Raw genomic sequence first — 25,597 nt, 5'->3', positions numbered from 1 at the left:
GCAGAACGTCGCGGCTCAGCGGTCCTGTCGGTAGGACATCGCGCGCTCGGCCTCGCGCTTGTCCTGCCGTTCGCGCAGCGCGTGCCGCTTGTCGTAGTTCTTCTTGCCTCGCGCCAGGCCGATCTCGACCTTGACCTTGCCGTCGAGGAAGTACAGCTGCAGCGGCACGATCGTCAGCCCGGACTCGCGGACCTTGCCGGCCCACTTGTCGATCTCGACGCGGTGCAGCAGCAGCTTGCGCTTGCGGCGCGGGGTGTGGTTGGTCCAGGTGCCCTGGACGTACTCGGGGATGTGCACGCCCTCGAGCCACATCTCCCCGCGGTCGATGTGGGCGAACCCGTCGACCAGGGAGGCCCGCCCCATCCGCAGGGCCTTGACCTCGGTGCCCATGAGGCTGATGCCGGCCTCGTAGGTGTCGTCGATGAAGTAGTCGTGACGCGCCTTGCGGTTGCTGGCGATCACCTTGCGACCGGTCTCGCGCGGCACGTCGGTCCTCCTCGAAGCTGTGGTGGGCACTCGAGTCTAGGCGCCGGAGCACCCGGACCGCACCGCGGTTCTCAGACCTTCAGCCAACGGCGAAGGCTGAACAGCGAGGCGATGATCGCGAACACCACACCGACGGCCACGATGATCGGGCCGGTCTGGGTCAGCACGTCGGTCGTGTCGATGAGCCGCGTGGTGAAGCCCGGACGGGACTGCAGCCGCGAGACGCCGAAGTTCACCATCGCCCACAGCGCCCCGGAGGCCAGGATCCCGCCGACGAGGCTGGCCACGACCCCTTCGAGGACGAACGGCAGCTGGATGAGCGCCCGGGAGGCACCGACCAGCCGCATGATCGTCGTCTCGCGGCGCCGGCTGAAGGCGGTGAGCCGGATGGTGGTGGACACGAGCATCATCGAGCACAGCAGCATGAGCGCGGCGAGGCCGAGCGCGATCTGGGTGGCGACGTTGAGCACGGTGAACAGCGGCTCGAGGATCGCCCGCTGGTCGGGCACCTCCTCGACCCCGGGGTAGGTCGCGAACTGCTCGCTGACCTGCTGGTACTGCGCGGGGTCGGTCAGCCGCAGGCGGAACGACTCCGGCAGCTGGTCGGGGGTGACGTTCGCGGTGAAGGAGGTGTCGTACATCTCCAGGAAGTTCTGGTACGCCTCCTGCTGGGACTCGTAGAACACCTCGTCCACCAGCGGCTCGGCGTTCAGCGCGTCGCGCAGCGTGTTGCGCTGCTCGTCGGAGATGGACCCACCCGGGCAGTTCTCGCTGGGAGACTCGCTGCCGCACAAGAAGATCGAGACCTGGACGCGGTCGTACCAGTCGCCCTTGAGGATGTCGACCTGCTTCTGCACGAGCAGGCCGGCGCCGAAGAAGAACAGCGACACCATGGTCACGAGCACGACCGCGAGGGTCATCGTGAAGTTGCGGCGCAACCCGGCGAACATCTCGCCGGCGACGAAACCGATGCGCATCAGCGACCCGATCCGTACACGCCGCGGTCCTCGTCGCGCACGACGCGGCCGTCGCGCAGTTCGACGACGCGCTTGCGCATCTGGTCGACGATGTCGTCGTCGTGCGTGGCCATGACGATGGTGGTCCCCGTGCGGTTGATGCGGTCGAGCAGTTTCATGATGCCGACGCTGGTCTCGGGGTCGAGGTTCCCGGTCGGTTCGTCGGCCAGCAGGATCGCGGGCCGGTTGACGAACGCGCGGGCGATCGCGACCCGCTGCTGCTCACCACCGGACAGCTCGTGCGGCCGGCGCTTCTCCTTGCCGTCCAGCCCGACCAGCCCCAGGGTCTCCGGGACGGTCTGGGCGATGACGTGGCGGGGCTTGCCGAGCACCTGCAGCGCGAAGGCGACGTTCTCGTAGACGCTCTTGTCGGCCAGCAGCCGGAAGTCCTGGAAGACGACGCCGATCTGGCGGCGCAGCTGCGGCACCTTCCAGCTGCGCAGCCGGCCGACGTCGCGCCCGTTGACCTGGACCGACCCGCCGGAGGCCTTCTCCTCCTTCAGGACCAGCCGCAGGAAGGTCGACTTGCCCGAGCCCGACGGCCCGACGAGGAAGACGAAGTCGCCCTTGTCGATCTGGAGGGTCACCTCGGCGAGCGCAGGGCGGTGCCCCTCGCCGTACGACTTGCTGACGTGCTCGAAGGTGATCATCACTTCCACCCTAAGGTCGGGTTGCTCTGCGTAGGCGCACTGGGGCGCACGGTGAGTCTCAGCTCGCCTCGCGCTGGCGGCGCCAGCGGATGCCGGCCTCGAGGAAGCTGTCGATGTCGCCGTCGAAGACGCCGTCGGTGTTGCCGACCTCGAAGTTGGTGCGCAGGTCCTTGACCATCTTGTACGGCTGCAGCACGTAGGAGCGCATCTGGTTGCCCCACGAGCCGGAGTCCTCGCCCTTGAGGGCGTCGAGCTCGGCCTGCCGGTCCTGGCGGGCCTTCTCCAGCAGCTTGGCCTGCAGGACGCGCATGGCCGCGGCCTTGTTCTGCAGCTGCGACTTCTCGTTCTGGCAGGTCACGACGATGCCGGTGGGGATGTGCGTGAGGCGGACGGCCGAGTCGGTGGTGTTGACCGACTGCCCCCCCGGGCCCGAGGAGCGGTAGACGTCGACGCGGACGTCGTTCTCGGGGATCTCGATGTGGTCGGTCTCGGCCACGACGGGCAGCACCTCCACGCCGGCGAAGGAGGTCTGGCGGCGGCCCTGGTTGTCGAACGGCGAGATGCGCACCAGGCGGTGGGTGCCCTGCTCGACCGACAGCGTCCCGTAGGCGTACGGCGCACCGACCTTGAAGGTCGCGGACTTGATGCCCGCCTCCTCGGCGTAGGAGGTGTCGTACAGCTCGACCTTGTAGTTGCGGCGCTCGGCCCAGCGCGTGTACATGCGCAGCAGCATCTGGGCGAAGTCGGCGGCGTCGACGCCACCGGCCTCGGCGCGGATGGTCACCAGCGCCTCACGGCCGTCGTACTCCCCGGACAGCAGGGTGCGGACCTCGAGCTCCTCCAGCGACTTCTTGATCGCGACCAGCTCGCCCTCGGCCTCGGCCAGGGAGTCGGCGTCGCCCTCGGACTCGGCCAGCTCGACGAGGACCTCGAGGTCGTCGATGCGACCGCCCATCTTCTCGATGCGGTCCAGCTCGGCCTGCACGGCCGACAGCCGGCTCGTCACGCCCTGGGCGCTCTCGGGGTCGTCCCACAGGTCCGGCGCGGCGGCCTGCTCGTTGAGGTCGGCCAGTTCCGTGCGCAGCCCGTCGAGGTCGGACACCTCCCGGATGGACGCGTACGTCGTGCGGAGGGCGGAGATCTCGGCGGGGAAGTCGGTGGCCACGACGGACCAGTCTACGTCGGGGCGAACGCCGCGGCAGGCACGTCACGCTCGCCGTCCGTGATCGCCCGCACGATCCTCCTCGCGACCGCGTCGGGCTCCAGCCCGGCGGGCAGCCGCGGCGACGTCCCGGCGACGGGGCGCCCGGCCAGCCCGGTCCCGGTGTGCGGTGGCCGGACGTCGACGACCCGCACGCCCCGGCGTTCCTCCCGGGCGGTGGCGAGGGTGAAGGCGCTGAGGGCGGCCTTGGCGGCGCTGTAGGCCGCCATCCCCGGCTGGGGGCGCTCGGCGACCACGGCCGAGATCAGCACGGCGAACGGGTCCCGGCCCGCCCGCAGGTGGGGCAGGGCGGCGCGCAGCAACCGGATCGGCCCGATGGCGTCGGCCAGGAACAGCTCGTCGAGCAGGTCGTCGTCGGCCTGCTCGGCCGGGCCGAAGGCCACGACCCCGGCGGCGTGGACCAGGCCGTCGAGGCGGCCGAGGTGCCCGGCCGCCTGCGCCACGAGGCGTTCGGGCTCGCCGGGCAGGCGCAGGTCGGCGGCGACGGGGTGACCGGGCAGCTCCCGCAGCCGGCCGGCGTCGCGGCCGCTGACGACGAGCCGGGCACCGGCCGCCGCCAGCAGCTCGAGGACCGGGCGGCCCAGCCCCCCGCTCGCCCCCGTCACGAGGATCCCGGCGCCGTTCAGCTCCACGTGCTGCACGCTGGCACGCTCAGCGCAGGTCGGCGACCGCGGAGGAGCGGGCCACGATCCGCACCCGGGCGAACTGCGCGGGCACGAAGGCGGTGAACGGCGGCTCGACCTGCACGACGAACTCGACCTGCGCCACCCGCCCGTCGGCGCTGCCGGTCCCCTCCCCCACCACGACACCGGGCAGGTCGGCGTGCCGCTCGAGGTAGCCGGCCGCGCTGGCGCGGACGCTGCCGTCGGTGAGCAGCACCGTCCCGGCGGAGTAGTAGGCGCCCTCGTCGAGGGCGTCGGCCGCGTCCGCCGCGGCCGCGTCGGCCAGGGCGAACAGCCGCTTGCGCTGCAGGTGCACGGCCGAGGCCGAGACGACGACCAGCACGAGGACCATCGCCAGCAGCCCGAAGGCCAGGGACAGCAGGGCGATGCGGCCCTCGTCGTCGCGCGTCACCGGCCGAACCGGTCGACGACGGCCACCCGGGTCACGGTGACGGGCACCTGCAGCGGGACGACGTCGCCGAGGACGGCCGGGACGAGCGGCAGGGCGACGTCGATCCGCACGGTGGCGGCGATCTCGGCCTCGGGGGTGCGGCACGGGTCGGCCGAGCAGTCGACGGTCAGGGACGCGCCCCGCGCGGGCAGGTCCTGGTCGCCGACCGCCAGGGCGACCGCCAGCTCGGCCCGGTCCTGCCCGCCCGCGCCGGCCAGGACGCGCGCGGCCTCCCGCGCGCCGGACTCGGCGGCGAACGTCGCGGCCTGGATGCGGCCCAGCGTCAGCACGAGGTAGGCGACGGGCACGAGCAGCAGCACCCCGACGGCGAGGAACTCCACCGGCGCGCTCCCCTCGTCCCTCACGGCACCTCCTCCACCACCGCGTGCCCCTGCACGTCCAGCGAGCGACCGACGCCGAGGAACCCCAGCACCGGCAGCGGCGCCCGGACCCGCACCTCCACGACCGTCCCGCCCTCGTCCCGGTCGCCGAGGCCGACCACGCTCGCGCTGACGTCGCCGGCGAACCGCGGCGACAGCGACCCCGCGATGAGTTCACGGGTCCGCTGGGCGCCGTCGTGCGCGGAGTTCCCGCGCAACGCGCCGAACCGGGCCCCCTCCCCCGCGGCGTCGGCGGCCGTGGCGCGCACGTGCTGGACGACGGCCAGCTGCACCACGGCCGCGAACAGCAGCGACAGCAGTCCCGCGACGGCGGCGAACTCCGCGACCGCCGACCCCTCGTCCCGGCGCAGGCCGGTCGTCACAACTGCCCGACGACCGCGTCCATCGCGGAGGTGAACAGGGCCTGCAGCCGGGGCCCGGCCACCGCCCACAACCCGACGACCAGGCCGGCCGTCATGATGGTCACCAGAACCCATCCGGGCACGTCCCCCCGATCGCCCTCGTCGCCCTCGGCGCTCGCGATCCTGTTGCGCAGCAACGTCATCATCATGTTCCTCCTAGTTCCCCAACTGCATCTGGACCAGACCCGGGTAGACCGCGAACAGCACCGTGACCGGCAGGACACCGAAGACGACGGGAACCATCATCCGCACCTCCTGCCGGCCACCGGTCTCCACCAGCCGCCGGTGCTCGGCGTCACGGGCGTCGGCGGCCTGGGCGCGCAGGACCTCGGCGAGCGGGCTGCCCGCCTCCACCGCGACGGCGATCCCGTCGACGAACCGGCTGAACGGGGCGACCTGCCACCGCCCGGCGAGGTCGCTCAGCGCGTCCAGCAGCGGGGTTCCCGTGCGCACCCGGCCCAGCGCACCCCGCAACCCCGCGCACAACGGGCCGCTCCCGGCCGCGACCCGTTCCAGGGCCGCCCCGACGTTCTCCCCCGCCGCCACCGACAGCGCCAGGAGTTCGACGACGGCCGGCAGGTCGGCGACGACCTCGCCGCGGCGTCGCCGGACCCGGCGGGCGAGCAGTTCGTCACGGACCAGCGCCCCGGCGATCGCGCCGACCACCATCGCCGCCGCGACGGCCACCGGGTTCGCCCCGGCCACCGTCACCACCGCCAGCGCCGCCGCCGTTCCGGCGCACGACCACAGCACCTGCCGGGCGCGGTACCCGGCGAGGTCCTCCGTGGCCTCGCCGGTGGCCTCGCCGGTGGCCTCGCCGGTGGGGTCGAGCACCGCGAGCCGCTCGGCGACCGCACGCCCCGACCCCAGCCGGGCGCCGACCGCCGTCCCCACGGCCCGCAGCAGCTCCTGGGACCGGGGCCGGCGCGCCGGCTCCAGGTGGGGAACGACGCGGGCGGCCAGGCTCGGGCTGCGCCGCACCGGGCACCCGGCGAGGACGAGCAGGCACCCCGCACCGAGCAGCAGGCCGAGCAGGGCGCCGCTCACGACAGCACCCGCCGGGGTTCGGGCAGCCGTCCCAGCCGCACCATCACCCGGTAGGACCCCACGGACACGACCGCCCCGACGGCCAGGACCACCGCTCCGGTCGCGTCCCCGTAGGCGTCCAGCGTTCCCGGCCGGGTCGCGAGCAGTCCCAGCACCACCCAGGGCGCGGCGACGGCCAGCCGGGCGGCCGAGACCGTCCAGCTCTGCCGGGCCAGCAGTTCCCCGCGGGTGCGGCGGTCCTCGCGCAGGTAGCCCGACAGCGTGCGCAGCGTCGCGCCGAGGTCGCTGCCGCCGACCTGCCGGGTCATCCGCAACGTGGCGGCCAGCCGGTCGAAGACGGGATCGGCCAGTTCGGCGCGCAGGTGCTGCAGCTCGGCGTCGAAGGCGCCGCTGGCGCGGTGACCGGCGGCGAACCGGGCGAACGCCGGCCGCAACTGCTGCGGGCCGCGGGTGGCCAGCCCGCACACCGCCTCGGGCAGCGAGGCCCCGGCGCGCACGGCGGCCGCCAGGGCGTCGACGGCGTCGGGCCACTGCGCGGCGGACTCGGCCTGCCGCCGTGCCACCCGGTGGCGCAGCAGCGAGACGGGCGCGGTGGCGGCGGCCACCGCGGCGCCGGCTCCCAGCACCACGACCCCGGTGACCGCGGTGACCACGACGGCCGCCACCACGGCCGCGAGCACGCACCCCACCGGCAGCACCGCCGTGGGGACGTCGCCCAGACCGGCGGCGTCCAGCAGCGGGCGGATCCACCGCCGGCGCGGGCGGTCCGCCGGTGCGGGCCGTTCCCAGCAGGACCACCACAGGCAGAACACGCCGACGCCCAGCAACGCCCCGGTGGCGATCCCGTTCACGCGGCACCGCTCAGCAGCGCGGCGAGGTCGAAACCCGCGCGCGCGAACCGGTCGCGGTGCGGCGGCCAGCCCGCGGCCCGGACCAGGGTTCCCTCCCGCGTGGTCCACAGCACGGCCGTCTCGACGACCCCGCCCTCGCAGCGGCCGGTCACCGCGAGGACCTCGCGGACCCGGCGGTGGCCGCCGGGGTCCAGTTCGGCGTGGACCACCAGGTCCAGGCTCGAGGCGACGGCCGGCACGACGAAACCGCTCGTGACGTTCTCACCCGCCAGCAACGGCAGCGTGCACATCTTGGCGACCGCGTCGGCCGCGGAGTTCGCGTGGACCGTCGCCGCGCCGGGCAGGCCGGAGTTCAACGCGATGAGCAGGTCCAGGGACTCGGCCTGCCGGACCTCCCCCACCACCAGCCGGTCCGGGCGCATCCGCAGCGCCTCCTTGACCAGCCGGCGCAACGGGATCTCCCCGCGCCCCTCCAGGTTGGGTTGCCGGCACTGCATCGCCACGACGTCGCGGGCGTGCACCTGCAGTTCGAAGACCTCCTCGCAGGTGATGATCCGCTGGTTGGCCGGCACCGCGGCCAGCAGGCAGTTCAGCAGCGTGGTCTTGCCCGCCTGCGTCGCCCCCGAGACCAGGACGTTCAACCCCGAGGCGACCGCGGCGGCGAGGAAACGCGCAACCGGTTCCGTCAGCGACCCCAGGTCGACGAGGTCCTCGAGCCGGCGTGCGCGGGCCACGAACCGGCGCACGTTGACCGCCCAGTGCCGCCGGGTGACGTCGGGGATGACGACGTGCACGCGTGAACCGTCCGGCAGGGCGGCGTCGACGAACGGGCTGGACAGGTCGACCCGGCGGCCGGTGCTGGCGAGCATGCGCTCGACGAGTTCGGCGACGGTGTCCTCGTCGAGGATCGTCGTGGTGAGTTCGGGAACCCCGGCGCGGGCCACGAACACCTTGCCGGGTTCGTTGATCCAGATCTCCTCGACCTCGGGGTCGTCGAAGTACCGTTGCAGCGGACCGAATCCGGACACCGCGGCGACGACCTCGCGCACGGCCGCCTCGCGGTCGGGCAGGCCCGGCAGCGAACCGTCGAGCGAACGCAGGTCGTAGTCGAGGACGACGGCGTCGACGAGGGAACGCAGTTCGGCGGGTTCACCGCGGAAACCGCCCGCGGCGATGCGCCGGCGCACCTGGGTGCGCACCTCGTCCTCGACCCGTCGTACCGCGTCCACGTTCCACCTCCGATGTCTGCGCTGGTGCCGAGACGGTAGGCGAAGGAGGTCGTGTGGCGTTCGGGTGATGTGGAAAACTCCGGTCCGCCGGGTGTTCCTGTGGACGACGGACGGGTGGACCGCCCCACCGGGGCACGATCCCGCAGTGCCGTTCCGGATGACCGTGCTGGGGACCGACGTGGAGATCGACGCTCCCGCCGGGACCCCGTTGTCGCAGGTCCGCCGGCAGCTCGAAGCCGTGACGGGGCCGTGGCCGGACGGTTGGGACCGGGACTGGTCGCACCGGGGGAGACCGTTGGCGAGCGCCGTGCTCGGTGTTCCTCCCCTGGTCGCCGGGTTCCGGCTGCCCCCGGCGGAGGAGGCGGAGGGAGCCGGTGGGACCGGGGTGTTCCTCGTCGCCGGCCCGCAGGCCGGGGACCACCGGCGGCTGGGCGTCGGCCGGCACCGGGTGGGACGACGACAGCCCGGGCGCGTCGAGGACGACACCACGTTCCCCCTGGACGACCCGTCGGTCTCCCGCCGGCACGCCGAACTCACCGTCCACCCCGACGGCCGCGTCACCGTGCGCGACCGCGGCTCGCTGAACGGCACGGCGTTGCTGCAGGCGAACGACCGGACACCGGCGGTCGGCGCCGTCGAGGTCCGTCCGGCAGGTCTCGTGGCGGTCGGTGACTCGGTCCTGCGGATCGCTCCGGAGCCCGTGCGCCCGGCCGTCGTGACGCCCGACGGGCACGGCGGGCTGCTGCTGAACCGCCCACCGCGGCTGCTGCTCCCACCGGTCGCGGAGCACCTGCGCTGGCCGGTGCGCGAGAACGATCCCGAACCTCCGCACCTGCCGCTGCTCGCCCTGCTCGTGCCGATCGCCGTGGCCGGCGTCCTGGCCCTGCTGTGGACGCCGTTCTCGCTGCTGCTGGGCCTGGCCTCCCCGGTCCTGGTCGGGGGGCAGTGGTGGTCGCAGCGGCGGCGGCACGCAGCGGCGGTCGCCCGGCGCGACCGCGAGGTCGGGCAGGCCCGGGCCGAGGTCCTCGCGCAGCACCGGGCGGCGCTGGCGGCCGAGCACCGGTTCGCCCACGACCTGCACCCCGACGCGGCGACCCTGCTGGCCGACGTCCTCGAGCGCGGTGAGCGGGTCTTCGCCCGCTCCGCCGGCGATCCCGACCACCTGGTGTGCCGGGTGGGCCTGGGCAGCCTGCCCGCCACCACCTCCTCGGTGCGCGCGGAGGGCCCCGAGCCGGTTCCGGCCCTCCTGCACGACGCCCCGGTGACGGTGGCCCTGCCCGCCGGGCCGGTCGGGCTCGCCGGCCCGCGCGAGGCCGTGCTGGGCTCGGCGCGGTACCTGCTGGCCCAGCTGGCCGGGCGGCAGTCGCCGGCCCAGGTCAGGGTGCTGGCGGTCGGCGGTCCGCAGTGGGACTGGGCGCGGTGGCTGCCGCACCACGAGACCGTTCCCGCGGGGGATCCGCTGCACCGGCCGGTGGCCGAGCTGCGCCGTCGCCGCGAGCGCCGCCGGGACGGTGCCGCCGAGGGCCCGGCCGTGGTCGTCCTGCTGGACCCGGTGGGCCGCTGGCGGACCGATCCGCGCACGGCCGAGCTGCTGCGGGACGGTCCCGCGGTCGGCGTGCACACCGTGTGCCTGGCGCAGGAGGTGGCCGAACTGCCCGCCGAGTGCCGCACGGTGGTGGACGTCGGCGCCCGGCCGGTGCGCGTCCGCTCCCCCGACGGCACGCTGGCCGTGCGCCCGGACCGGGTCGAGGAGGCGTGGGCCGAGCGCTTCGCCCGCGCCCTGGCCCCGTTGCGGGACGCCGGTGCCGGAGCAGCCGCCGCCGTGCCCGAGGACGTGCGGCTGCTGGACCTGCTGGCCCCCGAGGGGTTGGTCGCCCACGACGTGGCGCTGCGGTGGCGGACCCCGCCACCGGGGTTGCCCGCCGTCCTGGGCGCCGACGGTTCCGGTCCCTGCACGGTCGACCTCGTGGGCGACGGTCCGCACACGCTGCTGGCCGGGACGACGGGGTCGGGCAAGTCGGTGCTGCTGCAGACCCTCGTGACCTCCCTCGCGGTGGCGGCACCGCCGGAGGCGCTGCAGTTCGTGCTGGTCGACTACAAGGGTGGGGCGGCGTTCGGGCAGTGCGCCCGGCTGCCGCACGTCGCGGGACTGGTGACCGACCTCGACGACCAGCTGGCGACGCGGGTGCTGCGCAGCCTGCGCGCCGAGGTCGCCCGGCGCGAACGCGTCCTGGCGGCCGAGGGGGTCGCCGACGTGCGGGACCTGCCCGTGGGCGCCCTGGCCCGGCTGGTGGTCGTCGTCGACGAGTTCCGCGTCCTGTCGCAGGAGGTTCCCGAGTTCGTCGACGGTCTGGTCCGGTTGGCCTCGGTCGGGCGGTCGCTGGGAGTGCACCTGGTCCTGGCGACCCAGCGGCCGGCGGGCGTGGTGAGCCCGGAGATCCGCGCCAACACCGACCTGCGGATCGCCTTGCGGGTGCAGGACCGGGCCGACGCCGAGGACGTGGTGGCGGACGCGCGCCCGGCGGGTTTCACCGTGCCGGGCCGGGCCCTGGTGCGGCGCAGCACGTCCGGTCTGCAGCTGTTCCAGACCGCGCGTCTGCGCGGACCGCTGCGGGTGGCCGGTGTGCGGGTGCGGCGTCCCGGTGCGGCGGAGGAACCCGAGAGCGCCGACGACCTCGCCCCGCTCGTGGCCACGGTGCGTGAGGCCGCCCGTGGCCGGGCCCTGCCCCCGCGGCCCTGGCTGCCGCCGCTGCCCTCCGAGGTACCCGCGGCCGACGTGGCGGCCCGCCCGGCGCGGACCGTCCTCGGGTGGGGGTTGCTCGACCTGCCCGACCGGCAGTGCCGTGGCGTCGCCGGCTGGGACCTGGCCGCGGGGTCGCACCTGCTCGTCGTCGGCGGGGTCCGCAGCGGGCGGACGACGTTGCTGCGGCGCATCGTGACCGCGGCCGCCGAGCTGCCCGGGGAGGCGGACACCGAGGTGGGCGGCGGGGTGGGCGGCGGGGTGGGCGGCGGGGTGGGCGGCGGGGTGGGCGTCGAGGTGCACGTGCTGGACGCCGGGGGCGGGCTGGGTGACCTGGCCGGGACGGGTGCGACCGGTTCGGTCGTCGGCCGGCAGGAGGTCTGGCGCGCCGGCCGGTTGCTGGAGCGGCTGCAGGAGGAGGTCGACCGGCGACGGGCGGCGCGGACCACCGGCGCGCAGGCGGGGTACCTGCTCCTCGTCGTCGACGGCTGGGAGGCGTGGGCCGCGGCGTTGACCGCGGCCGATCCCGCCGTCGGCACCGACGCCCTGCTGCGGCTGCTGCGCGAGGGGTCCGCGGCCGGGGTGCGGGTCGTGGTCGCCGGCGACCGGCAGACGCTGACGGGGCCGGTGGCCGCGACGGCCGGCGCGGTCGTGCTGCTGCGACTGGCCGACCGCACCGATGCGGCCCTGGTGGGGGTCCGCCCCGCGCAGCTCCCGCGCCGGGCCGTGGCCGGGCGCGGTCTGCTCGTGGTCGACGGGTTCGCCGACGAGGTGCAGGTCGCCGCACCGGGGCCGGCCACCCCGTCGAGCAGGCCCGCCCGCCTGGGGGTGGCCGCGCTGCCCGGAGTCGTGCCCGACCTGCCCGCGGCGGGTCCGGAGGGCCTGACGCTGGGGCGCGGCGGCGACGACGGCGGGATCGTCCGCGTGGAGGTCTGCCCCGTCCTGCTCGTGTGCGGCCCGGCGGGCAGCGGCCGCACGACGGCTCTGCGCACCCTGGCGCAGGCCGCCCACCGCGACGGCCGGCCCGTGCTGTGGGTGCGGGACGCCGATCCGCCCGCCGTCCGGTCGGCGCTGTCCGCCGACGGCCTGCTGCTGGTCGACGACGTCGGCCGTCCGCTGCCGCCCGGGGTCGAGGAGGCCGTCCTGGAGGGGCTCGGCCGGAGCACGCGAGCAGGGGTGGTGGTCGCCGGGGACGGCGCCGAGGTCGTGGGCGCCTTCCGGGGACTGGCCGCCGGTGCCCGCGCGCTGGCCCGGACCACGGTGCTGCTCGGCCGGGGCGAACGGGTGCCGGCCGAGGTGCTCTCCCGTCGGCCGGTGCCCGGTCCCGGGCCGGGACCGGGGGCCGGCTTCGTCGTCCGGGACGGGCACTGGACCAGCGTGCGGGTCGCGAGCCCTACGGTGGCCCGGTGAGCAACACCGCACCCACCGTGGGACCCGACTCCCCGCCCGGCGTGGGACTGCGCGCCGCCACGCCCGCCGACGGGCCGGTGATCGCCGAGATGGTCCGGGAGCTGGCGCAGTTCGAACGCGAGCCCGAGGCGGCGACGGCCACCGCGGGGGACTTCGCCCGCGCGCTGGCGCCGGGGACCGGGATCGGGTGCGTCCTGGCGGAGGTGGCGGGCGACGACGGGCTCGAGGTCGCCGGGATGGCCTTGTGGTACACGACCTTCTCGACCTGGCAGGGGCGGCAGGGTCTGTGGCTGGAGGACCTCTTCGTCCGTCCGGCGCACCGGCGCAAGGGCATCGGCCGGGCGTTCTTCGGCGAACTCGGGCGGATCTGCGCCGAGCGCGGCTTCGGGCGGCTGGAGTTCTGGGTGCTGGACTGGAACACCTCGGCCCACGCGTTCTACCGTGCGCTCGGCGCTCGCCCCGAGGACGGGTGGACGGTCTGGCGGGTCGACGGGGAGCGGCTGCCGGCCCTTGCGGCGGACGGGAACGCGCTGTGACCTACGGTATCCAAACGTCTACGCTGAGCTTCTGCCAAGCTGCTGTTCGCACCTTCCCGCACTTCCCGCACCCGGGCCCGAGAGGACGTTGACCGTGCCGACCCCCCCGACCGGCCTACCGGCGAGCGATCCGGCCACGGAGACGTCCACCGACCTGGTGGAGCTGCGGGTGCCGGCCGACCCGGCCTACCTGACCGTCGTCCGCACGGCGAGCGCCGGGCTGGCCGCCCGTCTCGACCTCACCCTGGACGAGATCGAGGACCTGCGGATCGCCGTCGACGAGGCCTGCACGCTGCTGCTGGGTTCCTCCTCCGCCCAGGACGAACTGGTGGCCACCTTCCGCCTGGGCGAGGGCAGCCTGGAGGTCGAGGTCCGCGGACCCGCGCGGGAGATGCCCGAGCGTTCGAGCTTCGCGTGGGCGGTGCTGGAGGCGCTGGTCGGCGAGGTCTTCACCGGCACCTCGGCCACCGGGGCGTGGATCGTGCTGCGGCACAGCAAGACGAGTGGTGCTCCCACGCACCTGGTGGCAGGAGTCGGGTGAACCGGACCACCCCCCGCCCGCCGGCGCGGAACCTCCCGGTGGCGCGCGAGGGCGAGCGCCGCGAGCCTGAGCACATCGACGCTCACCCCACCGCCGACGAGGTCCGGGTCACCACGGCCGGGCCCGTCCGGGTCCCCGACCAGGACGCCACCCACGACGAGGACGTCACCGCCGAGGAGGTCGAGCAGGCCCGGTTGCCCTCCTCGCGCGACGCCGAGGACGCACCGCTGCTGGCCCGGATGGCGCTGCTCGAGCCCGACGACCCCGAGCGGGCGAGGCTGCGCGAAAAGCTCACCCGACGGCACCTGCCGCTAGCCGAGCACCTGGCGGGCCGGTTCGCCGGTCGCGGGGAACCGCAGGACGACCTGGTCCAGGTCGCGACCATCGGCCTGCTGAAGGCGCTCGACCGGTTCGACCCCCAGCGCGGGGTGCCCTTCGGCGCCTACGCCGTCCCGACCATGCTCGGGGAGATCAAGCGGCACTTCCGCGACCGCGGCTGGGCGATGCGCGTCCCCCGCCGGGTGCAGGAGGCCGGTCGCCAGCTCAGTGACGCCCGCGAGAGCCTGACCCAGCAGCTCGGCCGGGCCCCGACGGTCGCCGAGCTCGCCGAGCGGACCGGCCGGCACCCCGACGACGTGGTCGAGGTCCTGGAGTCGGCCAACGCCTACTCGACGCTGCCGCTGGACACGGGCTCGCCGACCTCACCCGTGGCCTCGCTGGGCGCCGAGGACGAGGCGCTGGAGAACGTCGAGAACCGCGAGGCGTTGCGCCCCCTGCTGGCCTCGCTGCCGGCGCGCGAGCGGCGGATCCTGGCCCTGCGGTTCGTGCGGGGCATGTCCCAGTCGCAGATCGCCGCGGAGGTGGGCATCTCGCAGATGCACGTGTCCCGCCTGCTCAGCCGGACCCTCGCGCAGCTGCGCGAGGGGCTGGGGGAGGACGTCGCCGGCTGACCGGCGTCAGCGGCCGACCTGGGCCGAGATCGAGGGCAGGAAGAGGCCGACGCCGACCACGAGGGCCGGTGCGACCAGCAGCAGTCCCAGCCAGGGCGATCCCCCGCTGAAGGCCGGCAGACCCGCCGCCAGCTGCAGCAGCTGCCACACGACGACGGGCGAGCGCGCCCATGCGGCCTTCCGGAGCAGGCCGTGGCCGCAGAAGGCGACGCCGGCCGCCAGCAGCAGCGCCGTGACCACGAGCGAGACCACCGCGACGGGTGCGCTGGAGCCGTCCACCACGAGCCCGTGCACCAGGTACACCGCACCGGCGACCAGGAGCGCCGCCTCGAACAGGACGAGGACGGCGATCAGCGTCAGCAGTGGCGTGCGGGCCGGATCGGTCGCACGCTGGGAGGCAGGGGTCGACGGCACGAGAGCACGGTAGACGTTGCCTCCAGATCGCCCCCCGCTCGAGGGGCATCGATCGGCGTGTCCAGGCGGACGCGCCGGGTACCCGTGGATTACAGGGAGGGGTCTTCTGTGTTACGTCCATGTGACGTAGTCGACACGCGTTCTCCGTGATCCACCTGGTTGAACCCCTTGTGAAAGGGCGCACGAAGTGTGACTCTGGATCCCGACGCGATCCCCGACACACGTCACCACCTGGGAAGTTGCAGGTGATGACCCACGTGTCCCGGCACCGCCGGCGTTGCCGGTGCTCAGGGATCTCGCGTGTCCATCTCGTTTCGGCGAAGCAGACACGCGCGTACTGAGACCGCACGCAAGAAGGAGTGGAACCCCCATGGACTGGCGCCACCGCGCTGCCTGCCTCGACGAAGACCCCGAGCTCTTCTTCCCGATCGGCAACACCGGCCCCGCGATCCTGCAGATCGAGGAGGCCAAGGCCGTCTGCCGTCGCTGCGACGTCGTCGACTCCTGCCTCAAGTGGGCGCTGGAGACCGGCCAGGACGCCGGCGTCTGGGGTGGGATGAGCGAGGACGAGCGTCGTGCGCTCAAGCGCCGCGCCGCCCGCGCACGCCGCGCGAGCTGACGCACCGCACACCCGCAGGAGCTCCCGACCCTCGAGGGTCGGGGGCTCCTCCCCGTTCCGGGCGCCTCAGTTCCGGACGCTGCCGATCTGCGTGGCGTCTCGCCGCACCCGCAGGTCCAGCCGCACCTCGGTCCCGCCCGAGGCGCTGGACCCGAACGCCATCCGCCCGCGCAGCTCCCCGGCGACCAGCGACCGCACGATCTGCGTGCCGAGACCCGAGCTGCCGACCTGGAAGTCGTCGGGCAACCCGATCCCGTCGTCGCTGACGACGACTTCGAGCCGGTCGTCGGCCGTGTGCTCCACCCGGACCACCACCGTCCCGGCCCGGTCGGACCCGAACCCGTGCTCGACGGCGTTGGTCACCAGCTCGGTCAGCACGAGGGCCAGCGCCGTCGCGTCCTCCTGCCGCAGCACGCCGAACTTGCCCTCGCGCACGGTGCGGACGCGTTCGGCGTTCTCCATCGCGACCTCGGCGGCCATCATCAGGCAGCGGTCGAGCACCTGGTCGAAGTCGACGTTCTCGTCGATGCCCTGCGACAGCGTCTCGTGGACGGTCGCGATCGTCTCGACGCGGCGCATGGCCTCCTGCAGCGCCGAACGCCCCTCCTCGGAGTGGATGCGCCGCGACTGCAGACGCAACAGCGCGGCCACCGTCTGCAGGTTGTTCTTGACCCGGTGGTGGACCTCGCGGATCGTCGCGTCCTTCGTCATGAGCTCGCGCTCACGACGGCGCAGCTCGGAGACGTCCCGCACCAGCAGCAGCGCGGCGATCCGGGTCGCGGTTCCGTTCTCCTTGCGGGTCAACGGGATCGCCCGCATCGAGAGCGTCGCGGCCTCGGTCTCCAGGTCCGTGCGCCACGGGGCGCGCCCGGTGACGACCAGCGGCAGGGACTCGTCGACGGGCAGGTGGCTGGCCGCGAGCGAGCTGGAGATCTCCGCCAGGTTCGCCCCGACCAGTTCACCGATGAGCCCGGCGCGGTGGAAGGCGGACAGCGCGTTCGGGCTGGCGTAGGTGACGACCCCGTCGGCGTCCAGGCGCAGCATCCCGTCGCCCACGCGCGGAGCGCCCCGGCGGGGGCCGGTCGGCGCCGCGGTCTGCGGGAAGTCGCCGTCGGCGATCATCCGGGTCAGGTCGTCGGCGCACTTGACGTAGTTCAGTTCCAGCCGGCTCGGCGTGCGCGAGGTCGCCAGGTTGGTGTGCCGCGCGAGCACGCCGAGGACCACACCCTCGCGCACGACCGGGATCGTCTCCTCCCGCACCGGCACGTCGTCGTCCCACTCCGGGTCGCGCCCGCGCAGGCTGCGCGCCTCGTCGAAGGTCGTGTCGACCTGCGGCCGGCGGCCCCGCTCCAGGACGGCTCCCACGACGTCGTCGTAGTGCACCGTCGGCCCCGTCGTCGGACGGCAGTGGGCCACGGCGACGAAGTGCTGCCGGTCCGCGGTCGGCACCCACAGCACGAGGTCGGCGAAGGACAGGTCCGAGATCAGCTGCCAGTCACCGACGAGCAGCCGCAGCCACTCGGCCTCGGCGCCGTCGATCGCCGTCTCCGAGTGCAGCAGGTCCGACATGGTGGGCACCTGCGAAGACTACGGCCCCCACCGGGACGGACGATCAGGCGGGGACGCCGGTCCGGTGACCACCTCAGCCGGTGCGCAGCACCGTCCGCAGCGCCCGCAGGCCCACCGAGAGGGCCGCGAGGTCGCCGGCGCCCGGCTCCTCGTCGAGGTCGGCCATGGTCTGCTGCGCCCGCCGCACGGCCGGACCGTGCGCCTCCTCCCAGGCCGCGACGGCCTGCCCCGGGTCGACCGGTCGCCCCTCCGGAGCGTGCGCGACGACCGCCGCGGTGAAGTCCCGCAGCGCGGAGTACAGGTCGTCGCGCAGCGCGGCCCGGGCCAGCGACTGCCAGCGGTCCGAGCGCGGCAGCCGGGCGATGCCCTCCAGCATCGTCCCGATCGCGTACCGGTGGGACAGCTCGAACCAGGTCGCGGCGATCTCCTCGACCTCACGGCCGGTCGCGTCGGCGACCTCCACGACGTCCAGCAGGGGGAACGTCGACAACAGCGTGACGGTGCGCCGGGCCTCCTCGACCGGAACGCCCCGGTCGGTGAACCACTCCGCCTCGGCCACCAGGGCCGCGGCGTCGTCCCCGCGCAGGAACTCCCCCCCGGCCAGGTCGGTGACGCGCGGAGCCAGCCGCGCGACCGCGGGACCGAACCGGGCGATCTCGGCGGGCACGTCCACGCCCTCGGGGCGGGTGTGCAGCAGCCAGCGCACCGACCGGTCCAGCAACCGCTGGTGCTCCTGGCGCATCCGTGCCTGCGCGAAGGCCTCGACCTGGCCGTCCAGGGCCTCCACGGCCGCGGCGCGCTCGGACAGCCCGAACACCTGCGTGGCCACCACGAAGGCGCGCACCACGTCGGCGGGGTCGCTGCCGGTCTCCTCGGCGGCCCGGAAGGCGAACGTCAGCCCTCCCGTGCCGACCACCAGGTTCACCAGCACGGTGGTGGCGATCTCCCGGTGCAACGGGTGGTCGGCCAGGTGCTGCTCGAACCGCTCACCGAGTTCGGCCGGGAAGTACCCGCGCAGCGTCTGCGCGACCCACTCCTCGTCCGGCAACCCGCTGGCCAGCACCTGCCGCCCCAGGCTGATCTTGGCGTGCGCGACGAGGACCGACAGTTCCGGCATCGTCAGGCCGTGCCCCTCACGGGCCCGACGGTCCAGGTCGGCGTTCGACGGCAACGCCTCCAGGTGCCGGTCCACGTCCCCGGCGCGCTGCAACGCGTCCAGCAGCCGGCGGTGCGCCGGCAGCAGACCGGGCGCGAAGGTCCCCTCCACGCTCAGCACGACGTTCTGGTCGTAGTTGTCGCGCAGCACCAGCGCGCCGACCTCGTCGGTCATCCGCAGCAGCGTCTCGTTGCGCTCCGCGGCGTCGAGTTCGCCGCGGACCACCAGCTGGTCCAGCAGGATCTTGATGTTGACCTCGTGGTCGCTGCAGTCGACGCCGGCGGAGTTGTCGATGGCGTCGGTGTTGAGCTTCACACCCTCTCCGGCGTTGCCCTGCAGGGCGGCCTCGATCCGGCCGCGCTGGGTCAGCCCGAGGTTCCCGCCCTCCCCGACGACCTTGACGCGCAGGTCACGGCCGTCGATGCGGATGGCGTCGTTGGCCTTGTCCCCCACGTCGGCGTGCGACTCGGTCGAGGCCTTGACGTAGGTGCCGATCCCCCCGTTCCAGAACAGGTCGACCGGGGCGGCCAGGACCGCCTTGAGCAGTTCCGTCGGCGAGAGCGCCGTCACACCCTCCAGTCCCAGGCGCCGCGCGACCTGCGGGCTGATCGGGATCGACTTGGCCGTCCGCGGGTAGACCCCGCCGCCGGGTGAGATGAGCGAGGCGTCGTAGTCGGCCCACGACGAGCGCGGCAACGCGAACAACCGGGCCCGCTCGGCGTGCGAGAGCGCCGGGTCCGGGTCGGGGTCGAGGAACACGTGGCGGTGGTCGAACGCGGCCACCAGCCGGATCTGCTGCGACAGCAGCATCCCGTTGCCGAACACGTCACCGCTCATGTCCCCGACGCCGACGACGGTGAACGGTTCGCTCTGCACGTCGTGCCCCAGTTCGCGGAAGTGCCGGCGCACCGATTCCCACGCACCGCGCGCGGTGATGCCCATCGCCTTGTGGTCGTAGCCGACCGAACCACCGGAGGCGAACGCGTCACCGAGCCAGAAACCCCGCGAGACCGCGATCTCGTTGGCGATGTCGGAGAACGAGGCGGTGCCCTTGTCGGCCGCCACCACCAGGTAGGAGTCGTCGCCGTCGTAGCGCACGACGTCGGCCGGCGGGACCGTCGTCCGCACCCCCTCCACGATCCGCAGGTCGTCGGTGACGTCGAGCAACCCGGAGATGAAGGTCCGGTAGGAGGCGATGCCCTCGGCCCACCAGGCGTCCCGGTCCACCGACGGGTCCGGCAGCTGCTTGGCCACGAAACCGCCCTTGGCCCCCGTCGGGACGATGACCGCGTTCTTGACGATCTGCGCCTTGACCAGCCCGAGCACCTCGGTGCGGAAGTCCTCCCGGCGGTCCGACCAGCGCAACCCGCCGCGGGCGACCTCACCGAACCGCAGGTGCACCCCCTCCACCCGCGGGGAGTACACCCACACCTCGGCGTACGGAACGGGTTCGGGCATCCCGGCCACCCCGCGCGGGGACAGCTTGAACGACAGGTAGCCGTGCGGCCGCCCGTCCGGCCCGGACTGGTAGGCGTTGGTCCGCACCACCGACTGCACGACCGACAACAACGCCCGCAGGATGCGGTCGGCGTCCAGGCTCGCGACCCCGTCGAGCACGCCCTTCGTCTCCTCCTCCAGGGCGTCGACGACCTCGGCACGCTCACCCTCGTGCCCGGGCCGGGTCGGGGCGAAGCGCGCCTCGAACAGGCGGACGATGAGCCGGGTGATGCCGACGTCGCCCAGCAGGCAGTTCGCGACGTAGTCCAGGGAGTACGCCAGCCCCACCTGCCGCAGGTAGCGCACGAGGGCCCGCACGACGGCGACCTGCTGCCAGGTCAGCTGCCCGGCCAGCACGAGCCGGGCGAGGGTGTCGCTCTCGGCCCGCCCGGCCCAGGCCGCCGCGAAGGCCTCGGTGAACCGGGTGCGGGCCGCGGCGGGATCGGCGTCCAGGTGCCAGACGTCCACCGGCAGCCGCAGCCCCACGTCGTCCACCCACACCCGGTGCCCGTCCTCGCGGGTCAGCAGGTGCGGTCGCTCGTCGGTGACCTCCACCCCCAGGTCGGTCAGCACGGGCAGCACGGCGCTGAGGGTGACGGGACTGGTGCGGTAGCTGGTCAGGCGCCACGTCCGCGGCTGGTCCGGGTCCTCGCGCAGGTCCAGCGCGGGCTGGTCGCGGTGGTCGCTCGCGAGGAGTTCCTCCGCGCGGGCCAGGTCGGTCACGGTGCGCTCGGCCGGAACCGACGCGCGGTAGCCGTTGGGGATCCCCGCAGCCCAGCGGCGCACCAGCGCTGCGCCCGCGTCCCCCGACCGCTCCCGCGCCGCGTCGAGGACGTCGTCCTCCCACGAACGGGCCGCGCGCGCGACGTCGGCCTCCAGCCGGGAGACGTCGACGTCGGACAGCTCCTCCCCCGCCCGCGCCCGCACCACGACGTGCAACCGGGCCAGCACCGACTCCGAGACCCGCAACGTGTGCTCGACCGACCCACCGTCGAACGCCTCGCGCAGCAACTGCTCGATGCGTGCCCCCACGCGGGTGGTGTACCGGTCGCGCGGCAGGTAGACCAGGCAGGACATGAACCGGCGGTAGTCGTCGCGGCGCAGGAACAACCGCGTCCGGCGACGCTCCTGCAACCGCAGCACCGCCAGCGACGTGGCCAGGACGGAGTCCACGTCGGCCTGCAGCAGCTCGTCGCGCGGGAACGTCTCCAGGATGCTCAGCAGGTCCTTGGCCGAGTGCCCGCTGGAGCCGAAACCGGCGCGCTGCAGCACCTCGGCGACCTTCTCGGCCACGACGGGGACCCGCTTCACCGAGTCCGTGTAGGCCACCGAGGTGAACAACCCCAGGAACCGGCGCTCACCGACGACGCGGCCGGCCTCGTCGAACGTCTTGACGCCCACGTAGTCCAGGAACGCCGGGCGGTGGACCGTGGCCTGCGCGTTGGCCTTGGTGACCACCAGGACCTGGGGTTCGGTGGCCTTGTCCCGCACCGGACCGGACAGCTTGCGCGCGCGGCCGCCGGGACGGCCCGGGCGCTCGGCGAGCACCCCCAGACCCGTCTCGGGCCGGGCCACCAGGACCACGTCGTCGCCCTGGGTCTGCAGGTCGTACTCGCGGTACCCCAGGAAGGTGAACCGGTCGTCCGCCATCCAGCGCAGGAACCGTTCGGCGACCCGCAGCTCGGCGTCCGGGATGCCCGCGGGCGGGTCGATCTGCAGCGCGTCGGCCGTCTGCAACGCCCTGGCGCGCATCGGCTGCCACCCGTTGACGGCCGCCCGCACGTCGTCCAGGACCCCCCGCAGCCGGATCAGCAGGTCGTCGTCGGCCTCGGTGCCCCCGGCGTCGATCTCGATGCGGATCCACGACTCGGCCGGTTCGGACGGCGGCGCGGTGTCGACGTCGTGCAGGTCCTCCAGCGTCCCGTCCGGGGCCCGGCGCGCGGCCAGCCGCGGGTGCACCAGCAGGTGGATGCCCCGGCCGGCGCGGGTCAGCGCCGCGGTCAGGCTGTCGACGAGGAAGGGCATGTCGTCGGTGACGACCTCGACGGTGCAGCGCCCCTCGCCGGCGCCCGAGGAGGCACCGTCGACGATCCGCACCAGCGTCGTGCCCGGCACGCGCACCGATCCGCACGTCACGTGCGACAGCACCGCCGTCAGCAGGTGCTCCGGGTCGCGGTCGGCGAGGTCCTCGACGGCGGTGTGGGCGAAGTAGTCCAGCAGCAGGCGTTCCACCGCGGTGCCGGCGGCGAGGGCCTGCGGCAGGCCGTTCCCGGCCCCCGGTCCGCGGGCGGTCGTGGCGGCTCGCGCCAGGTCGCGAACACTGCTGACGGCGGCAGACGTGGTGCCAGGCATCACTGCTCCGGATCTGGAGTGGGTACGCACCGCCAGCCTAGTGGTGATCTCCGCCGTTGCGCGGGGAGCCGTCCCGGAGTCGTCGCAGGGCCGCCCTAGAGTGATCCCGTGCCGTTGACTCGGCCTCGACGGGAAAGGAACTCCCTGACGTGCCTGTGCAGTTCTCCGAACGGTCGACCTTCTCCGCCGCCCCCGAGGCGGTGTTCGCCGTCCTGACCGATCCCGCCTTCCTGCGGGCCCGCGCCGAGCGCTCCGGAGCGGTCGAGCACGAGGAGTCGGTCACCGCCGACGGCGACGCGACGGTGGTCTCGACCTCCCGGACGGTGCGCACGGACGTGCTGCCGCAGGCCGCGAGCCGCTTCCTCGGCCAGACCGCCGTCGTCGAGCAGGTCGAGCGCTGGGAACCGGCCGGCGCCGACGGGAGCCGGCGCGCCGCGCTCACGCTGACGGTCCGGTCCGCCCCCGTCGAACTGGCCGCGACGACGACCCTGGCCACCGACGGTCCGGGCAGCGTGCACGAGATGGACGGGTCGCTGACCGTGCGGGTGCCGCTGCTGGGTCCCTCGGTGGAGAAGGCGGCGCTGCCGGGGCTGCTGCAGCTGGTGCGGTCCGAGGTCTCCCTGGCGCAGGAGTGGCTGTCCCGCTGAGGATCAGGGGCCGACGGCGAGCAGGATCGGCAGTTCACTCGCGTCGTACCAGAGCAGGTCGTGCCCCTCGCACTCACCGACGGTGAACTGCGCGTCCTCGTCGCCGCCGTCGGCGGCGGGCAGCGCGTCGATCGCAGCGCGCACGTCCGCCTCGGCCTCGGCGTCGTCGACGTGCACGCTGACCAGGTTCGCCAACGTCAGGGATTCGGTGACGACGACCTGAGAGCGCTCCGGCGCCGACCACGCACCCCGCTGCGCGGTGACGGCGGTGTCCGGGACGTCGAGAGCGAGGACGACCCGGCGTGGGAACACGTCGCTCCCCTCCTGCTGCTCGGCCTTCTCCGCGGCGAGCAACCGCACCGACTGCTCGGCGGCATCGGACATGGCGACGTACTCGAGCTCCTCCTCGAGGTCACGCGGATCGGCGTCGGCGTAGTAGTCGCGCAACGTCGGTGTGACGGCGTGCACGGTGACGGGTGCACCGGCGAGCTCGCCCGCCGGCGCCAGGCGCGCCAGCGCGGTCAGGGTCGTCGGCCAGTACACCCGCATCCGCTCAGTCCTCGTCTTCCGCTGCGTCGCTCTCGTCGGCGTCCTCGTCGAGGACCTCTTCGTCGTCCCACTCCTCGTCGAACACGATGCCGTCGAGCTCGTCGAGACGTTCGGAGGCGTCGGTCTCGCCCTCGCTGTCGGCCTCGGCGGCCTTGACGAGCCACTCCCGCGCCTCGGCCTGCCGGCCGACGGAGATCAGCGCGTCCGCATAGGCGTACCAGAGCCGGGCCCGCCAGGGTGCGCGGCTGTTGGTGCGCAGCTGCGGCACCTGCAACGAGACCACCGCGGCGTCGTGCTGCCCCAGGTCGTGCCGGGCGCCGGCGGCGACGATGAGCATCTCCACCTTGGCCGCAACGTCCAGGTTGGCGGCCTCGGGCGAGGTGGCCAGGTCCAAGGCGCGCTCGGGCCGGCCCAGACCACGTTCGGAGTCAGCCATCAACGGGAGGTAGCTGTCGTCTCCGGTCATGCGCCGGACCGTGCGCAGCTCGGCCAGCGCCTCACGGAAGTGCCCCGCCTTGTAGGCGGCGATGGCGGCGGCCTCGCGGACCGCCGCGATGCGACCCCCACGACGCTGCGCGGCCAGCGCGTGCTGCCAGGCACGTTCGGCGTCGACGTCGAGCATGCGGCCGCTGGCGACGAGGTGCTTGCCGACGATGTCGGCGTTGTCGGCCGTCAGACCCTGGAGCGCGCGACGGATCTCCTGGGGGAGCTCCTTGCCGGTGATGTCGGCCGGGATCGCAGGACCGGCCGGACGCGCCGGCCGCGTGTCGCGCGGACGGTCCGCACCGCTGGATCGCACCGGGCCGCGGTCGTTGCGGCGCGGACGGTCCTCGCCGCGCTGGGGGCGGTCCGAGCGGAACGGACGGTCGCCGCGGGCAGCACCGGCCTGCGTGCGGTCCGACCGCTGCGGGCGGTCGCCGCGGAACGGGCGGTCTCCCCGGGGGGACTGCTCGCGACGCGCGCCTCCGCCGTCGCGGCGGGGACGGTCATCGCGGTGGGAACGGTCGTCCCGGCGCGGACGGTCGTCGCGCTGGGGGCGGTCATCGCGGTAGGAACGCTCGTCCCGGCGCGGACGGTCATCACGCTGGGGACGGTCATCGCGGTAGGAACGCTCGTCCCGGCGCGGACGGTCATCACGCTGGGGACGGTCATCACGGTAGGAACGCTCGTCCCGGTAGGAACGCTCGTCCCGGCGCGGACGGTCATCGCGCTGAGGACGGTCATCGCGCTGAGGACGGTCATCACGCTGAGGACGGTCATCACGGTAGGAACGCTCGTCCCGGCGCGGACGGTCATCACTGGACCAGCGGTTGTCGCGGTCACCCCGTGGCGTGCGGTCGTCACGGTAGGGCCGGTCGCCGCGGCCGGTGCCACGGGCGTCGGTGCGCTGCGGACGATCCGGACGACCTTCGCGGACAGGACGCCCCGGACGCTGGTCGTCGCCGGGCGTCGAGCGGCGCGGACGGTCGGTGCGGTCACGCCCTTCGCCGTCGCGACGGTCACTGCGACGAGGACCTCCGGGCGCCGACGACCGGCCACCGGAACCGCGGGACGACTGCGGACGCCCCGCACCACGCCCTTCGCCGGTCGGACGACGCTCTCCGTCGTTGCGACCACGTGCGCCTGGTTCCGCCATGCCGATCTCCCACCCGCCGCGCTCGGTGCGCGGTTGTCCTCGTCACTGTTCACGTTGCACTCGCCGCGCGAGCGGTCCAGCGTCTCACGACGAGCCTGGACATGCGTGTGGGGAGCAGCTCTCGCAAGAGAACTGCTCCCCACACGTGTTCACTCAAAGTTGAGTGGCCGGCGGTGACCTACTCTCCCACCCAGTCTCCCGAGCAGTACCATCGGCGCTGGTGGGCTTAGCTTCCGGGTTCGGAATGAGACCGGGCGTTTCCCCACCGCTATGACCACCGGACCACAAAGGCCAGGATCGAACCACCACACTCACATGTGGCGCGGGTTCTCTCCCGAGAACCACACAATGGACGCGACACTTTCCAGCAGTGCTTGTTCGTTTGATCGTTGCACCCGCCACCGGCACCGCCTCACCGACCAACCCTTTCCGGTTGGTGGCAGCTGGTGCGTGGTAGACAAGTGATCGGCCTATTAGTACCGGTCAGCTCCACAACTCGCTAGTCGTTGCTTCCACACCCGGCCTATCAACCCCGTCATCTCCAGGGAGCCTCCCACCCCTTACG

At 73.9% G+C, this 25,597-nt stretch carries 24 protein-coding genes and 2 rRNA genes; 7 read left to right on the top strand and 19 right to left on the bottom strand.

The window, feature by feature from the left end:
• Window positions 1–15 precede the first annotated feature (15 nt).
• The 12 genes from smpB to ACRYR2_RS00075 all read right to left on the bottom strand — a co-directional run bounded on the left by smpB (window position 16) and on the right by ACRYR2_RS00075 (window position 8,416).
• On the bottom strand, window positions 16–486 hold the full coding sequence (gene smpB, locus ACRYR2_RS00130) for an SsrA-binding protein SmpB (RefSeq protein WP_432560781.1): 471 nt from the start codon (window positions 484–486) through the stop codon (window positions 16–18).
• A 71-nt stretch (window positions 487–557) separates the two neighbouring features.
• Window positions 558–1,463, bottom strand: a complete 906-nt coding sequence (gene ftsX / locus ACRYR2_RS00125) for a permease-like cell division protein FtsX (RefSeq protein WP_432560780.1) — start codon at window positions 1,461–1,463, stop codon at window positions 558–560.
• On the bottom strand, window positions 1,463–2,152 hold the full coding sequence (gene ftsE, locus ACRYR2_RS00120; RefSeq protein ID WP_432560779.1) for a cell division ATP-binding protein FtsE: 690 nt from the start codon (window positions 2,150–2,152) through the stop codon (window positions 1,463–1,465). The genes ftsX and ftsE overlap by 1 nt, the downstream gene beginning before the upstream one ends.
• Window positions 2,153–2,210: 58 nt before the next feature.
• Window positions 2,211–3,317, bottom strand: coding sequence for a peptide chain release factor 2 (gene prfB, locus ACRYR2_RS00115; RefSeq protein ID WP_432560778.1), 1,107 nt, complete (start codon window positions 3,315–3,317; stop codon window positions 2,211–2,213).
• A gap of 11 nt (window positions 3,318–3,328) precedes the next feature.
• Complete coding sequence (locus ACRYR2_RS00110; RefSeq protein ID WP_432560777.1) at window positions 3,329–4,015, bottom strand: SDR family NAD(P)-dependent oxidoreductase; 687 nt, start codon at window positions 4,013–4,015, stop codon at window positions 3,329–3,331.
• Between the two features lie 10 nt (window positions 4,016–4,025).
• A complete protein-coding gene (locus ACRYR2_RS00105; RefSeq protein WP_432560776.1) occupies window positions 4,026–4,448 on the bottom strand; it encodes a pilus assembly protein TadG-related protein in 423 nt (140 codons plus the stop codon).
• Window positions 4,445–4,852: a pilus assembly protein gene (locus ACRYR2_RS00100; RefSeq protein WP_432560775.1), complete on the bottom strand. Its 408-nt coding sequence runs from the start codon at window positions 4,850–4,852 to the stop codon at window positions 4,445–4,447. The genes ACRYR2_RS00105 and ACRYR2_RS00100 overlap by 4 nt, the downstream gene beginning before the upstream one ends.
• Window positions 4,849–5,250 (bottom strand): TadE/TadG family type IV pilus assembly protein, encoded by a 402-nt coding sequence (locus tag ACRYR2_RS00095; protein WP_432560774.1) that lies wholly within the window; start codon window positions 5,248–5,250, stop codon window positions 4,849–4,851. The genes ACRYR2_RS00100 and ACRYR2_RS00095 overlap by 4 nt, the downstream gene beginning before the upstream one ends.
• A complete protein-coding gene (locus ACRYR2_RS00090; protein ID WP_432560773.1) occupies window positions 5,247–5,438 on the bottom strand; it encodes a hypothetical protein in 192 nt (63 codons plus the stop codon). The genes ACRYR2_RS00095 and ACRYR2_RS00090 overlap by 4 nt, the downstream gene beginning before the upstream one ends.
• Before the next feature lie 7 nt (window positions 5,439–5,445).
• Window positions 5,446–6,336: a type II secretion system F family protein gene (locus tag ACRYR2_RS00085; RefSeq protein WP_432560772.1), complete on the bottom strand. Its 891-nt coding sequence runs from the start codon at window positions 6,334–6,336 to the stop codon at window positions 5,446–5,448.
• Entirely contained in the window at window positions 6,333–7,187 is an 855-nt protein-coding gene (locus ACRYR2_RS00080) for a type II secretion system F family protein (RefSeq protein ID WP_432560771.1), read from the bottom strand. Before ACRYR2_RS00080 ends, ACRYR2_RS00085 begins: the two co-directional genes overlap by 4 nt.
• Window positions 7,184–8,416, bottom strand: a complete 1,233-nt coding sequence (locus tag ACRYR2_RS00075; RefSeq protein ID WP_432560770.1) for a CpaF family protein — start codon at window positions 8,414–8,416, stop codon at window positions 7,184–7,186. The genes ACRYR2_RS00080 and ACRYR2_RS00075 overlap by 4 nt, the downstream gene beginning before the upstream one ends.
• Window positions 8,417–8,561: 145 nt before the next feature.
• Between ACRYR2_RS00075 and ACRYR2_RS00070 the strand changes: the two genes are divergently transcribed.
• From ACRYR2_RS00070 to ACRYR2_RS00055, 4 genes are all read left to right on the top strand, one after another.
• Window positions 8,562–12,566 carry an FtsK/SpoIIIE domain-containing protein gene (locus tag ACRYR2_RS00070; RefSeq protein WP_432560769.1) on the top strand — a complete coding sequence of 1,335 codons (4,005 nt, stop codon included), beginning with the start codon at window positions 8,562–8,564 and terminating at the stop codon, window positions 12,564–12,566.
• Complete coding sequence (locus ACRYR2_RS00065; protein ID WP_432560768.1) at window positions 12,563–13,102, top strand: GNAT family N-acetyltransferase; 540 nt, start codon at window positions 12,563–12,565, stop codon at window positions 13,100–13,102. Before ACRYR2_RS00070 ends, ACRYR2_RS00065 begins: the two co-directional genes overlap by 4 nt.
• Window positions 13,103–13,196: 94 nt before the next feature.
• Window positions 13,197–13,643, top strand: a complete 447-nt coding sequence (locus tag ACRYR2_RS00060; protein WP_432560767.1) for an ATP-binding protein — start codon at window positions 13,197–13,199, stop codon at window positions 13,641–13,643.
• Window positions 13,640–14,593, top strand: coding sequence for an RNA polymerase sigma factor SigF (locus ACRYR2_RS00055; protein ID WP_432560766.1), 954 nt, complete (start codon window positions 13,640–13,642; stop codon window positions 14,591–14,593). Before ACRYR2_RS00060 ends, ACRYR2_RS00055 begins: the two co-directional genes overlap by 4 nt.
• A gap of 6 nt (window positions 14,594–14,599) precedes the next feature.
• Here the strand turns inward: ACRYR2_RS00055 and ACRYR2_RS00050 are convergent, their stop codons facing one another.
• Window positions 14,600–15,007, bottom strand: coding sequence for a hypothetical protein (locus tag ACRYR2_RS00050; protein WP_432560765.1), 408 nt, complete (start codon window positions 15,005–15,007; stop codon window positions 14,600–14,602).
• Between the two features lie 370 nt (window positions 15,008–15,377).
• Between ACRYR2_RS00050 and ACRYR2_RS00045 the strand changes: the two genes are divergently transcribed.
• Entirely contained in the window at window positions 15,378–15,626 is a 249-nt protein-coding gene (locus tag ACRYR2_RS00045) for a WhiB family transcriptional regulator (RefSeq protein ID WP_012086460.1), read from the top strand.
• Window positions 15,627–15,692: 66 nt separating this feature from the next.
• On the opposite strand, the gene ACRYR2_RS00040 is transcribed toward ACRYR2_RS00045, so the two are convergent.
• Window positions 15,693–17,195 carry a sensor histidine kinase gene (locus ACRYR2_RS00040; protein WP_432561126.1) on the bottom strand — a complete coding sequence of 501 codons (1,503 nt, stop codon included), beginning with the start codon at window positions 17,193–17,195 and terminating at the stop codon, window positions 15,693–15,695.
• A 73-nt stretch (window positions 17,196–17,268) separates the two neighbouring features.
• Window positions 17,269–22,200 (bottom strand): NAD-glutamate dehydrogenase, encoded by a 4,932-nt coding sequence (locus tag ACRYR2_RS00035; protein WP_432560764.1) that lies wholly within the window; start codon window positions 22,198–22,200, stop codon window positions 17,269–17,271.
• A gap of 149 nt (window positions 22,201–22,349) precedes the next feature.
• Here ACRYR2_RS00035 and ACRYR2_RS00030 point away from each other — a divergent pair, with 149 nt between their 5' ends.
• Complete coding sequence (locus tag ACRYR2_RS00030; protein WP_432560763.1) at window positions 22,350–22,847, top strand: DUF2505 domain-containing protein; 498 nt, start codon at window positions 22,350–22,352, stop codon at window positions 22,845–22,847.
• Window positions 22,848–22,850: 3 nt separating this feature from the next.
• Here ACRYR2_RS00030 and ACRYR2_RS00025 read toward each other — a convergent pair whose 3' ends face one another.
• Window positions 22,851–23,396 carry a DUF6912 family protein gene (locus ACRYR2_RS00025; protein ID WP_432560762.1) on the bottom strand — a complete coding sequence of 182 codons (546 nt, stop codon included), beginning with the start codon at window positions 23,394–23,396 and terminating at the stop codon, window positions 22,851–22,853.
• A 4-nt stretch (window positions 23,397–23,400) separates the two neighbouring features.
• Window positions 23,401–24,018 (bottom strand): hypothetical protein, encoded by a 618-nt coding sequence (locus ACRYR2_RS00020; protein ID WP_432560761.1) that lies wholly within the window; start codon window positions 24,016–24,018, stop codon window positions 23,401–23,403.
• Between ACRYR2_RS00020 and ACRYR2_RS00015 the strand changes: the two genes are divergently transcribed.
• Window positions 23,983–25,209 carry a hypothetical protein gene (locus ACRYR2_RS00015; protein ID WP_432560760.1) on the top strand — a complete coding sequence of 409 codons (1,227 nt, stop codon included), beginning with the start codon at window positions 23,983–23,985 and terminating at the stop codon, window positions 25,207–25,209. The genes ACRYR2_RS00020 and ACRYR2_RS00015 overlap by 36 nt on opposite strands.
• Here ACRYR2_RS00015 and rrf read toward each other — a convergent pair.
• A 5S ribosomal RNA gene (rrf, locus tag ACRYR2_RS00010) occupies window positions 25,198–25,314 on the bottom strand. The genes ACRYR2_RS00015 and rrf overlap by 12 nt on opposite strands.
• 171 nt (window positions 25,315–25,485) lie before the next feature.
• Window positions 25,486–25,597: ribosomal RNA gene (locus ACRYR2_RS00005) — 23S ribosomal RNA — on the bottom strand; the annotation flags it as partial.

This window comes from Kineococcus deserti (assembly GCF_050871945.1).
Classification (GTDB): Bacteria; Actinomycetota; Actinomycetes; order Actinomycetales; family Kineococcaceae; genus Kineococcus.
Note: the sequence above shows the minus strand (reverse complement) of the source record. Positions and strands in the feature narration are given on the sequence as shown.